A 12,455-nucleotide genomic window follows, 5' to 3' on the forward strand; every position below is an offset into this window, starting at 1 on the left:
TTTTTGTATGGCATTATTAAAAATGGGACTGATCCAAAAGTCCTAAATTAAAAAAGTGTCTATGATAACTCATAGACGCAGTGGTTTATTGATATCTAAATTCGCTTTATGAAAGCTTTTTAGATATCTAATAAACTGTGCGGGGGTGACTCGACAAAATCGATTTCTCCGAAATCACGATTTTTGAGTCACTCCCAAGATTAACTATTATTGATTTTTAATTTCTAGGTTTCCGTTATCTAAAGAGATATTATCTCCCTCTTTAACTTTTTCATATTGTTCTTTTGTAACGGTAACGTGTTTTGTTTCACCATCTTTAGTTTTAATTTCAAGCATATAAACTGGAACTTTTGAATCTTTTACATTGTCGACTAATTCTTTTTGCTTATCACTTGCTTGAATAGTGTTATGTGATGTAGCTGAATTGAAAAGTGTATACCATAAAAGAGCGTTAGTTATAGTGCTTCCTGAAAAGAAACCACTGTTTCTATAGTTATTATTTATATAGTCTGTGTATTGTTTTTTATATCCTTGATTATTGTAACTATTGTAGTCTTTATTATATGAACCATTTGTACTATTTGAAAAGTTCTTTTTAGTTCCTGTAGTTGGTTTACTGCTAGCAGTTGAAGTAGTAGGTTTAGAACTTGATTTACTACTAGATGGTTTAGAAGAACTAGGCTTAGAACTTGATCTTGATGCACTAGGTCTTGCTGAAGAACCTTTTGCTTCTACAATATTTAGACTTGACGCACTTAATGTAGAAAGAATAAGTGTCGAAGTAAGAAATAAGCTTGTTAGTTTTTTTAAAGTTTTCTTTTTCATAGTAATATCCTTTCGCAAAATTAATTGTTTTCAGTGGAACGTTTAGCTACTACAGTTCCTTCAATTTTTTCTTGAGAAGATGAATCGCTCTTCACTATGTTTTCTATATTAGTTTTATCATCAACTTGATCATCATTTGTCGATGAAAAAGAGCCATTGAAGTAATAATATAATCCTATACCAATTGCAGTAATCGATAATAAAGTTAGAAATATTTTTAAAAATCTAGCCATATTAGAATCCTCCTAATACGTATCCTTTCATATCTAATGCACGTTTTAATCTATCATATTCTGATGCAGGTACTTCAATTTCTTCTCCATTTACTTGAGAAATAGTTGCATATTCATCATTTAGACCTTTCCAAATATCAACAATATTGTTTAGATTTAGTAATCCTCTATTCCCGTCAATTAGAGTAATTTCAAACCAATTCATAAAATTACCTCCTTTATTTATTCTGATTAAATTATAACACAATTTTAAAGAAAAGAATAGTGGAGTAGATATTTTACTAGTTGGATTTTTGGTTAAGATAAAATGATACTTATAAGTAAAATTAATGTATATTTTTAGAAAATTTGATATAATTAAGATAACAATAATTTATAGTGAGGACAGAACAATGAAAATATCTGTGATAGGTTCAGGAAGTTGGGGGACTGCTTTATCTCAAGCAGTTGTAGATAATGGACATGAATTACGCTTATATTCAAGAAGTGAAAAATCAAGAGATGAAATAAATAATAATCATACAAATAGTAGGTATTTAAAAAATGCTATTTTACCAAAAGAAGTTGTTGCTACTAGTAGTTTAAAAGAAGCAGTCGAATTTGCAGATGTAATTGTTATAGCAGTTCCTACAAAAGTAATGAGAGAAGTAGCAAGGGATATTAACGGATATTTAGAACGACCTAAGTTTATCATTCATGTTTCTAAAGGATTAGAGATGGAAACTAATAAGAGAATGTCAGAAGTCATATCTGATGAAATTGATAGTGATAAACTAAAAGGAGTAGGTGTACTAAGTGGTCCTTCTCATGCAGAAGAGTTAATTTTAAGAAATCCCACAGTAGTTGCTATTGCATCTAAAAATGATGAATTGAATAAAATAGCTCAAGAAATATTCCATAATAAATATTTTAGAATATATGTTAATAAAGATATAATCGGTGTTGAAGTTGGTGGTGCACTTAAAAATATTATTGCTCTTGGATGTGGAATGATTGATGGAATGGCCTATGGTGATAATGCCAAAGCAGCACTATTAACACGTGGACTAATTGAGATAACACGATTAGGGAAAAAACTAGGGGCTGATGAAATGACGTTCTTAGGACTTGGTGGAATAGGTGATTTAGTAGTGACATGTACATCTAAGCATTCAAGAAACTATAATTGTGGTTATTTAATCGGGCAAGGATATTCATTAGAAGAAGCTATTGAAAAATTAGACATGGTAGCTGAAGGGGTGCGAACTACAAAAGTTTGCTATTTCTTATCAAAAGAATACGACGTTTATATGCCTATAACTGAAAATATTTATAAGGTTCTTTATGAAGGACTAAGCATTAAGGACTGTGTTAATAACCTTATGAATAAAATGGCAGCAGAAGAATTAAATAAATTTGAGTAAAATCAGTCGATACATTATTGTATAAATAGAAAAAATCAAAAGAATTGTTAAAAATATTGCAAAAATGCTTAAAAAACGCTAAAATTCGGTAATAAAACCTTGATTATTAGCGATTTATATGGTAATATTTAATAAGTGAAACGGGAGAACCGTTACTCAATAATGGAGGTAAAGAATTCATGAACAAATCAGAATTAATTTCAAAAGTTGCTGAGAAATCAGGACTACAAAAAAAACAAGCAACTGCAGCTATCGAAGCATTCGTAGAAACAGTTGAAGAAACTTTAGCTAAAGGTGAAAAAATCCAAATTATCGGATTTGGTAACTTTGAAGTAAGAGAAAGAGCTGCTCGTAAAGGACGCAACCCTCAAACTAACGAAGTTATTGAAATCGCTGCAAGCAAAGTTCCTGCATTCAAAGCTGGTAAAGCTCTTAAAGACGCAGTTAAATAATAACAATTTAATTCAAAAAAGAGGAGTTACTACTTAGTAGCTCTTTTTTTTATAAAAAATGGAGGATAGTTTTGAAAAATAAAGAACAATCACAAGAACTTATAAAAACATTATTAGAAAATATTGGAGAAGATACATCGAGAGCTGGATTATTAGATACACCAAAAAGATGTGTAAAAATGTATGAAGAGTTATTATCTAAAACAAATGTTGATCCGAAAGAGGAAATCAATACATTTTTTGAATCAGATAATGATGAACCTATTTTAGTAAAGGATATTCAGTTCTATTCTCTATGTGAACATCACATGCTACCTTTTTATGGAGTTTGTCACATAGCTTATGTACCAAATAATAAGAAGATTACAGGGCTTAGTAAATTAGCCCGCCTTGTAGAAAGTGCTAGTCGTAGACTTCAAATTCAAGAAGATATGACACTAATGCTTGTTAATGCAATAGAAGAGCAATTACAACCAAAAGGTGTTTATGTAATTATAGAAGCTGAACATATGTGTATGGCAATGCGTGGAATCAAAAAAATTGGTTCTAAAACAGTTACAAGTAAGAAAACTGGTATTTTCTTAGAAGATACAGAATTAGTTAAGGACATTCAATATAAAATTAAGTTATAGTATTAATAGGAGTAGATTATGAAAGAAAGTAGTTATATTATTATTAGAGCTGAAGTTGATAATGTAAAAGTAATTACGAAAAAGACGAATAATGAAGAAGCTTTAGAAATATTAAATAAGGGAGAAGTTATAATTCTAAATATTTTTGATAATATCGTAAACTTTAAAGTACAAGGAAGAGCAAGAATAGTATCAAATTTAGATCAAGTAATTTCAGAATAAAAAAGTTCGCAGTAATTTTTCTGCGAACTTTTTATTGTTTTACTAAAATAGTAATTTGTCTGCTCCACCTAATTTGTAGTCTAGAGCTGCCATAGCTAATACGTTAATGAAGTGCCATGGACGGTCGAATTCTGGTTGGAAGAATATATCAGCAAGCGCTAATTGTTCTAATGTCCATTCAGATGCGATAGCTATAGATAAAGCTGCGATAGCGCTAGATACGTCATGTTTAGACATAAATTGAGCTCCTAGAACTCTGTGCGTATCTTCGTCGAAGTAGATCTTCATGTGAACTAGATTGTTTTCTTTTCTCATGAAATCAGGATAAATTCTTTCCTCTACATATTTAGAAGCTACTTTACCATCATATAGACCTACACCATTTTGAGATAATCCAGTACTTACGAATTTGTAATCAAAGAATGATAATGCTGAAGTACCGTTTACTGCAGGCATTTTAGTTTTAGTACCCATAGCGTTTAATGCAGCAACTACACCTTGACGGCGAGCTAGAGTAGCAAGAGCTATTGGTAATTCTCCACGAGTTGGAGCGTATGGAAGAAGAGTTGAATCTCCTCCAGCGTAAACGTCTTTTGCAGATGTTTCTAAGTATTCGTTAGTAACAACAAAACCACGTTCTGTCATTTCTAATTCTCCATTTAACCAAGATGCATCTGGACGAACACCAACTGAAACGATTACTGTATCTGCTTCGTATTCACCTTTGTCTGTTACTACAGCTGTAACTTTTCCATTTTCACCTTTGAATGAAAGAACTTTTTCTCCACCACGAACTTTAAGGTTGTGTTTAGCACCTTCTTCAGTAAGAATATCAGTAAGTTCTTGGTCTAGGTAAGTGTTTAAGATTCTTGGAGCAAAGTCAACAACAGTTACGTCGATACCGTGTTTAGCATAAGATTCTGCTACTTCAAGACCGATGTATCCACCACCAACTACTACTGCTTTTTTACTGTTTTGCATACAATCGTATACAGCTTGAGTATCTTCAGGGCCACGGAAAGTGTGGATGTTTTCTAATTCGATTCCTTCGAATGGAGGCTTAATTGCTGCTCCACCAGGACTTAGTAATAATTTATCGTAACTTTGTTTTTCTTCGCCGGCTGCTGTTTTAACAACAACGTATTTTTCTTGTGAATTTAATCCTACAACATCGCTGTTACAGTGGATGTTAATACCTTGAGAACGGTAAGACTCCTCTGTTGCAAAGTGTAGTTCAGATAATGCTTTAGATGTCCCATCTAAATAAGATTGGCTACCTCAACCCATAAATGAAGCCCCAGCGCCTCTTTCATATAAATGAATTTCAGCATTAGGCTCGTTTTTTAAAATAGTTTGAACAGCTTCGTATCCGAAGTGTGATGTTCCAACAACTACGTATTTCATACATTTTCCTCCTAATAATATTATTTATAATGTTTGAATTTTTCCCGTATAATTACTATTTTTTGATTATACAAATAGAATTATAACATATATTGCTATAATATAAAAATAATATGAATTAAAAAAATGATAAAAATAGCTTTGTTACCGCTTTATTTTTGTATTATTATACATTTAATTATATTGATTTATGTCATATATTTAACATAGTAAATAATATGGTAAGTTTATATTTTAATTGAATAATTATTATGATTTGACTTTTTTTGACTTTTGTTTTATTATATATTTCAGTAGATAAAGAAAAATACAGAAAAAAATTTTTAAGAGGTTATTAATATGATTAAACCATTATTTGATAATGTATTATTAAAAAAAGTTGAGGAAGAAAAAGCAACTACCAGTGGAATAGTTTTAGCTTCAAAAGAAGAAACTTCAAATATTGCGATTGTAGTTGCTTTAGGAGAAAGCTGTTTATTATCAAAAGATAATGACGGAGAACTTTCTGAGGGAAGTAAAGTAGTATTTTCAGATAATTATAAAAAAGTTAATTTTAAAAATGAAGAGTACTATTTAGTAAATGAAGAAGAAGTTCTAGCTGTTATTGAAGATTAGGAGGAAACATGGTTAAAGAATTAAAATTTTCAGAAGATGCTCGCCAATCGATGAAAGTTGGTGTTGATAAATTGGCAAATGCTGTCAAAATTACATTAGGACCAAAAGGAAGAAATGTAGTTTTAGATAGAAAGTTTGGTTCTCCACTAATTACTAATGATGGGGTATCAATTGCTAAAGAAATAGAATTAGAAGATCCATATGAAAACATGGGAGCGAAATTAGTAGCTGAAGTTGCTAATAAAACAAATGAAATCGCAGGTGATGGAACTACGACTGCAACTATTCTTGCACAGGCTATGATAACTGAAGGTCTAAAAAACGTTACTAGTGGAGCTAATCCTATCGGTATACGAAAAGGTATGGAAAGAGCGGTGAAAGTAGCTGTTGAACGTCTTCGTGAAATTAGCGTGACGGTAGATTCTAAGGATAAAATAGCTCAAGTAGGTGCTATTTCTGCAGCTGACGAAGAAATCGGAAAATTCATTTCAGAAGCTATGGATAAAGTTGGGAATGATGGTGTCATAACTATTGAAGAATCACAAGCGCTTGATACAACTTTAGAAGTAGTAGAAGGGATGCAATTTGATAGAGGATATTTATCTCCGTACATGGTCAGTGATACAGAAAAAATGATTGCTGATTTAGATAATCCTTATGTTCTTGTTACTGATAAAAAAATTAGTGCTGTTCAAGAAATCTTACCAGTATTAGAAGAAGTAGTTGCAGCAGCTAAACCTTTATTAATTATTGCAGATGATGTTGAACAGGAAGCTGTTGCGACACTTGTCGTAAATAAATTACGTGGTACATTTAATGTTGTAGCTGTAAAAGCTCCAGGATTTGGAGAAAGAAGAAAAGCTATATTAGAAGATATTGCTATATTAACTGGTGGAACATTAATTACTGATGATTTAGGTTTAGAATTAAAAGATGCTAACATAACAATGCTTGGAAAAGCTGCTAAAGTAAATGTAACTAAAGATAATACTGTTATTGTTGGTGGTAAAGGTGATAAAGAAAAGATTGAAAGCAGAACACAACAGATTAAAGCATTGTATGCAGAATCGAGTTCAGAATTTGACCGTGAGAAATTACAAGAAAGATTAGCCAAATTATCAGGTGGGGTAGCTGTAATTAAAGTAGGAGCAGCAACAGAGACTGAACTAAAAGAAAGAAAACTTAGAATTGAAGATGCTTTAAATTCAACTAGAGCAGCTGTAGAAGAAGGTATTGTTCCTGGAGGAGGAACAGCGCTGGTTCAAGTAATCTCTGAGGTTGAAAAACTAGAAGCAACAGGTGATGAACAAACTGGAATTAATATTATTAAAAAAGCTCTAGAAGCACCTGTTCGTCAAATTGCAGAAAATGCTGGGTTAGAAAGTAGTGTTATTGTAGCTAAACTTAAAGAGGTTGAAGTTGGGTATGGATTTAATGCTGCTACTGAAGAGTGGGTAGATATGATAAAAGCTGGTATAGTAGATCCAACAAAAGTTACTCGCTCGGCACTACAAAATGCTGCGAGTGTATCAAGTTTATTCTTATCAACAGAAGCTGTTGTAGCTGATGTTTCAAAGGATGAACCGATGCAACCACAAATGCCAATGATGTAAAACTAATAGCTAAAACAAATAATTTGAATAATTGGCTATGATATTATAAAATAAATTCATAAGAATTAAAGGAGACAGAAACAATGAGAGAAATCACAGATAAAGAATTTTTTGAATTATCAAAAACTGATAGTGTAAAAGTATTTGACTTTTGGGCACCATGGTGTGGTCCATGTAAAATGTTAGCGCCAGTATTAGAAGAAGTTGCTAGCGAATTTCCAAACATTGAATTCTACAAAGTTAATGTAGATGAAAATCAAGAAGCTGCTGGTGAATTTGGAATTATGTCAATTCCTACGCTACTAATTATGAAAAATGGAGAAGTACTAGAAGAAAAAACTGGATACCAACCAAAAGAAGCATTAGTAGAATTACTATCTAAATTCTAATAGAAAAAAAGCTACGGAATTAATATTCTGTAGCTTTTTTTAGTAAAAATAAAAGAAGGAATAGCTTGTGATTAAGCTATTCCTTCTTTTTGTTTTCATGTTATTAATAATTTTTTAAATATTGATCAATTTCCCAATCGGTAACTTGAGTTCTAAATGAATCCCATTCGATTGATTTTGCTTCTATAAAGTTATAGAAGATGTGATCTCCTAATGCTTCCTTCATAATAGGAGAAGTTGATAATTCTTTTAGTGCTGTATATAATGTTGAAGGTAATTCATCTATACCATTTGCGATTCTTTCTTCACGAGTCATAACATAAATATTACTTCTAACTTCAGGTGCTGGAACTAGTTTATTTTCAATTCCATCTAAACCTGCTGCTAAGATTGTTGTCATTGCTAAGTATGGATTTGCAGCTGGATCTACTGATCTAACTTCTACACGTGTAGATTTACCACGTGCGGCAGGAATACGAACTAGAGGTGAACGGTTTGAAGTTGACCATGCAACATAGCAAGGGGCTTCATAACCAGGTACTAAACGTTTATATGAGTTTACTGTTGGATTACATACAGCTGTGAAACTACGAGCATGTTTAAGAATTCCTGCGATAAAGTGTGATGCTACTTCACTTAACCCATTTTCACTATTTTCATCATAAAAGCTGTTTTCACCATTACTGAACATAGAAACGTTACAGTGCATACCAGATCCATTAATACCAAAAATTGGTTTCGGCATAAATGTCGCATGTAAACCGTGTTTTCTAGCAATAGTTTTTACAATTAATTTAAATGTTTGAATGTTATCGCAAGCTGAAATTACATCATCGTATTTGAAGTCGATTTCGTGTTGACCTGGAGCAACTTCGTGGTGACTTGCTTCAATATCAAATCCTAGGCGTTCAAGCTCAAGAACGATGTCACGGCGTACGTTTTCTCCTAAATCAACAGGAGCAAGATCGAAATAACCACCATTATCATTTAATTCTAAACTTGGTTCACCATTTTCTTTTAGTCTGAATAAGAAAAATTCTGGTTCTGGTCCAAGATTTAAAGTATCAAAACCTAATTTTTTCATTCTTTCAAGTGTTCTTTTTAAATTACCACGAGGATCACCAGCGAAAGGTTTTCCATCTACAGTATAAACGTCACAGATGAAACGAGCTACTTTACCGTATTCGCTATCCCAAGAAAATACTAAGAATGTATTTAAATCAGGGTAAAGATACATATCACTTTCTTCGATTCGTACAAAACCTTCAATCGATGAACCATCAAACATCATTTTATTATCTAGTACTTTTTCAATTTGACTAACAGGTACTTCTACATTTTTGATTGTACCAGTAATATCAGTAAATTGTAATCGAATATACTTAACGTTTTCATCTTCAATTCTTTTAATTATTTCTTCTCTAGTAATAGTTTTAGCCATGTTGTCTCCTTATTTTGTAGAAAATTATTGTAAAAAAATCTAACACTAAAATTTATTCTTTTTGTTGTTATAAAATCTAGATAAATCACCACGTCCAATTGAGCGTTCTCTAGGTAAACCGTTTGGTCCTGCGAAAATATCGTTATGGATAATCTGTCTGATTTGAGTTGTTTCAGCAGGTACTTCTTTTTCATTAATTATTTCATCGATAGCTTTTAGACTAAAACCTTTTGTCAGTAGGTCTTTAATAGTCAATAATTTATCGATATCATTAAAAGAAAAAAGCCTAGTATTACCTTCAGTACGTTTTGGAGTGAAGAGTTTTTTTTCTTCATAGTATCTTATTTGTCTTGCAGTAAGTTGAGTAATTTTTGTTACTACACTTATGGAAAAAACTGGAAGATTTTTTTGTAATTCTTTAAACCCCATAATAGTACCTCTCTAATAAGATTTTGTGAAATAAATATTTTATATCTATATAGTATGATAACAAAAAAAACAAACAAAATAAAGTGTATGTTAGAAAATCTAACAAAAATTAAAGTATGTAAACATTATAAGAGATTTTGTATGTGTTTTTTATATTTATAGAAGAAAGTATGTTTAAAAATTTTTAAAATCATGATAAAATAAGGTTATATAAAAAAGAAAGGATGATAGTATGGCGATATTTTTATCTGTTATAGTTTTTATTATAACTTTTGTATTATTACTAGGTTCATACATAGTATTAGTATCAAATAATAAAATAAAAAGAAGACGTATGGATAAAGTATTGAAATTGGTGGCTGCATACAGTTTAGTTACTGCATTGGTATATTGCTATCAATATTTATACTTATAAAAAATATATATTACAATTAAATATTAAGTTTGGATGTGAAAATTTTGAAAAAAGATTCCTTGTTTAAAGGGACTGCGATACTTAGTTTAAGTTTGATTTTAACGAAAATTTTAGGAGCGGTATATCTTATTCCTTTTTATCAGATAATTGGTGGAGAGGAGCAAATGGCTTTATTCAATTATGGATATAGTTATTATGCTACAATACTTGAGATATCCGGAGCAGGAATACCTCTTGCAATAGCAAAATTGGTTGCCAAATATAATGCAATAGGAGCATATAGTGTTAGTAGAAGAATTTATAAACTAGGATCTTGGTTACTAGTAGTAATGGGGATAGTTGGTTTTTGTATATTATTTTTTGGTTCGGGATTTATATCGGATCAGATTCTTATAAGTAATCAACAAAAATTTACTCCACAAGATGGTGCCTTGGTGCTTAAAAGTTTAAGTTTTGGTATTCCATTAGTTTTAGTATCTTCAGGTCTTAGAGGATTATTCCAAGGGCATGAGATAATGCTACCTTCAGCGCTGAGTCAATTTATTGAACAGGTAGCTCGAATCGCGTTTATGTTAGGTGCAACATATTTCATTATGAAGGTGCTAGGATATGGAGTAGTTGAAGGGAATGTTAGTGCTACATTTGCAGCTGCAGTTGGAGCCGTTTTTTCTTTAATTACACTTTTCTTTTTTTATTCTAAAAATAGACGAAGTTTAGATTTTAATATAGAAGAAGATGAAGTACAACTTGACATTTCAACATCAGCATTAGTGAAGGAGTTTTTCTCAGTTTCTATACCATTTATATTTATAGTAGGTCTATTTCCAATTCTAAATATTATAGACCAACATAATTTTATTCATGGGATGACAGAAATAGGGAAAGCGGACATTGTAGATGGAAGATTCTCAGCATTACAGCTTGTTAATAAAGTAGTAATGATTGCTGTTGCTATTGCTCCAGCGTTTTCTAGTACATTTTTACCTTCTATAACTAGACTATTTGCACAAGGTGATAGAATTACTGTTAGTACTCAAATAAATAAAGTTATTCTGTCATTAATGATGATTGTACTTCCAGCTCTAGTTGGAATGTATGTTCTTGCTGATCCAATTTATTCTGCTTTTTATAGTAGAAGTTTAGAAAATGCTGATTTACTAAGATTTTATTTACCTTTAGCAGTGCTATATTCTATTTATAGTTTAACAAGTATAATTATGCAAGCTGTAAATAAGCAACTATTAAATCTTGCAGCGATTATAGTGGGATTAGTAGTTAAGTATATAACTATTACTCCATTTGTAATGAAATTTGAGACAAATGGTGTGATTTTATCTTCGATCACAACTTACCTTGTGATGATTAGTATAAACTTAATTATTATAAATACAGCAGTTAGACTTAAAATTTTTGAGTTCTTCACTAGATTTTTAATAATCTTAAGTAGTTGTTTTATCATGTTTATCACTGTTGCAGCTATTTATGAATCGATATTATCTAATTTTGTTATTGAATCAAAAATTTCAAGTATGATACTAATTATGATTTGTGCAATATTTGGTATTGTTATCTATTTCTTCAGTATAACTATGATGAAATTCGATGAATATTTATTTGGAAGAAAGATTAAAATTTCATCTTTAAGAAGATTAAGGAGATAAGAATAGTGAGGCTAGATAAATTTATTAGTACAACTACGACATTAAGTAGAGTAGAAGCGAAAAAAGTTATTAAAAAGGGAATATTAATTAACGACAAATTAATAAAGACTCCTGATTATAAGATTGATGAGATTAATGATCAGGTAATTTTAGATGGAAAAAGGTTAGTTTATCAAAAATATGTCTATATTATGATGAACAAGCCGCAAGACACGATATCTGCAACAGAAGATGCGATTGAAAAAACAGTTGTGGATATTTTAAAAGAAGAAGATCGCATTCACAAAGTATTTCCAGTCGGTAGACTTGATAAGGATACTGAAGGACTTATGTTGCTGACGAATGATGGAGAGTTAGCTCATAGATTGATATCTCCCAAAAAAGATGTAGTAAAAAAATACTATGTTGAGGTAAGTGGAGAATTGAAAGATGAGCATCTTCGAATTATTGAAGCTGGTGTAACATTAGAAGATGGATATAAATGTAAGGCTGCTAAATTAGAAATACTAGAAAGCAGCGAGGATGAGAGTAAAGCAAATATATACATAACTGAAGGAAAATTTCATCAAGTGAAAAGAATGATGAAATCACTAGGGACAACAGTAACATATTTAAAAAGATTATCTATTGGTAGTTTAAAATTAGATGAGAATCTAAAATTAGGTGATTATAGATATTTAACAGAAGAGGAACTAAATAAATTAAATAAATAACGGAGGGA

16 protein-coding genes are annotated in these 12,455 nt (G+C 31.0%); 10 read left to right on the top strand and 6 right to left on the bottom strand.

Annotation, left to right across the window (positions count from 1 at the left end; all coding sequences use genetic code 11):
- Positions 1–207: 207 nt before the first annotated feature.
- The 3 genes from O3884_RS04715 to O3884_RS04725 are packed head-to-tail and all read right to left on the bottom strand — an operon-like array spanning position 208 to position 1,263.
- Positions 208–825, bottom strand: coding sequence for a DUF7489 domain-containing protein (locus O3884_RS04715; protein WP_294681466.1), 618 nt, complete (start codon positions 823–825; stop codon positions 208–210).
- A gap of 20 nt (positions 826–845) precedes the next feature.
- A complete protein-coding gene (locus O3884_RS04720; protein ID WP_294681464.1) occupies positions 846–1,058 on the bottom strand; it encodes a hypothetical protein in 213 nt (70 codons plus the stop codon).
- 1 nt (position 1,059) lies between these two features.
- Positions 1,060–1,263 carry a hypothetical protein gene (locus tag O3884_RS04725; protein WP_048802686.1) on the bottom strand — a complete coding sequence of 68 codons (204 nt, stop codon included), beginning with the start codon at positions 1,261–1,263 and terminating at the stop codon, positions 1,060–1,062.
- Between the two features lie 187 nt (positions 1,264–1,450).
- Between O3884_RS04725 and O3884_RS04730 the strand changes: the two genes are divergently transcribed.
- From O3884_RS04730 to mtrB, 4 genes are all read left to right on the top strand, one after another.
- Positions 1,451–2,461 (top strand): NAD(P)H-dependent glycerol-3-phosphate dehydrogenase, encoded by a 1,011-nt coding sequence (locus tag O3884_RS04730; RefSeq protein WP_294681461.1) that lies wholly within the window; start codon positions 1,451–1,453, stop codon positions 2,459–2,461.
- Positions 2,462–2,640: 179 nt separating this feature from the next.
- Positions 2,641–2,913 carry an HU family DNA-binding protein gene (locus O3884_RS04735; RefSeq protein ID WP_003144688.1) on the top strand — a complete coding sequence of 91 codons (273 nt, stop codon included), beginning with the start codon at positions 2,641–2,643 and terminating at the stop codon, positions 2,911–2,913.
- 71 nt (positions 2,914–2,984) lie between these two features.
- Positions 2,985–3,545 carry a GTP cyclohydrolase I FolE gene (gene folE, locus O3884_RS04740; protein ID WP_060914163.1) on the top strand — a complete coding sequence of 187 codons (561 nt, stop codon included), beginning with the start codon at positions 2,985–2,987 and terminating at the stop codon, positions 3,543–3,545.
- Between the two features lie 18 nt (positions 3,546–3,563).
- Entirely contained in the window at positions 3,564–3,767 is a 204-nt protein-coding gene (gene mtrB, locus O3884_RS04745) for a trp RNA-binding attenuation protein MtrB (protein WP_003146887.1), read from the top strand.
- Positions 3,768–3,809: 42 nt separating this feature from the next.
- Here the strand turns inward: mtrB and O3884_RS04750 are convergent, their stop codons facing one another.
- A complete protein-coding gene (locus O3884_RS04750) occupies positions 3,810–5,171 on the bottom strand; it encodes an NAD(P)/FAD-dependent oxidoreductase (protein WP_294681446.1) in 1,362 nt (453 codons plus the stop codon).
- A gap of 339 nt (positions 5,172–5,510) precedes the next feature.
- Between O3884_RS04750 and O3884_RS04755 the strand changes: the two genes are divergently transcribed.
- The 3 genes from O3884_RS04755 (at position 5,511) to trxA (ending at position 7,788) form a co-directional block, all read left to right on the top strand.
- Complete coding sequence (locus tag O3884_RS04755; protein WP_294681444.1) at positions 5,511–5,786, top strand: co-chaperone GroES; 276 nt, start codon at positions 5,511–5,513, stop codon at positions 5,784–5,786.
- An 8-nt stretch (positions 5,787–5,794) separates the two neighbouring features.
- Complete coding sequence (groL, locus tag O3884_RS04760) at positions 5,795–7,399, top strand: chaperonin GroEL (RefSeq protein WP_371452062.1); 1,605 nt, start codon at positions 5,795–5,797, stop codon at positions 7,397–7,399.
- 83 nt (positions 7,400–7,482) lie between these two features.
- Complete coding sequence (trxA, locus tag O3884_RS04765; protein ID WP_371452064.1) at positions 7,483–7,788, top strand: thioredoxin; 306 nt, start codon at positions 7,483–7,485, stop codon at positions 7,786–7,788.
- 103 nt (positions 7,789–7,891) lie between these two features.
- On the opposite strand, the gene glnA is transcribed toward trxA, so the two are convergent.
- Positions 7,892–9,229: a type I glutamate--ammonia ligase gene (gene glnA / locus O3884_RS04770; protein ID WP_371452066.1), complete on the bottom strand. Its 1,338-nt coding sequence runs from the start codon at positions 9,227–9,229 to the stop codon at positions 7,892–7,894.
- Positions 9,230–9,274: 45 nt separating this feature from the next.
- Positions 9,275–9,658: a MerR family transcriptional regulator gene (locus O3884_RS04775; RefSeq protein WP_060913692.1), complete on the bottom strand. Its 384-nt coding sequence runs from the start codon at positions 9,656–9,658 to the stop codon at positions 9,275–9,277.
- A 232-nt stretch (positions 9,659–9,890) separates the two neighbouring features.
- On the opposite strand from O3884_RS04775, the gene O3884_RS04780 reads away from it, so the two are divergent.
- From O3884_RS04780 to O3884_RS04790, 3 genes are read left to right on the top strand one after another with little or no spacing between them, the layout of a single operon-like run.
- A complete protein-coding gene (locus tag O3884_RS04780; RefSeq protein WP_371452067.1) occupies positions 9,891–10,073 on the top strand; it encodes a hypothetical protein in 183 nt (60 codons plus the stop codon).
- Between the two features lie 35 nt (positions 10,074–10,108).
- Positions 10,109–11,734, top strand: coding sequence for a putative polysaccharide biosynthesis protein (locus tag O3884_RS04785; protein WP_371452069.1), 1,626 nt, complete (start codon positions 10,109–10,111; stop codon positions 11,732–11,734).
- A gap of 5 nt (positions 11,735–11,739) precedes the next feature.
- Complete coding sequence (locus O3884_RS04790; RefSeq protein WP_371452070.1) at positions 11,740–12,447, top strand: pseudouridine synthase; 708 nt, start codon at positions 11,740–11,742, stop codon at positions 12,445–12,447.
- The last annotated feature ends 8 nt before the right edge of the window (positions 12,448–12,455 follow it).

The organism is Gemella sp. 20925_1_85 (assembly GCF_041433735.1).
Lineage (GTDB): Bacteria > Bacillota > Bacilli > Staphylococcales > Gemellaceae > Gemella.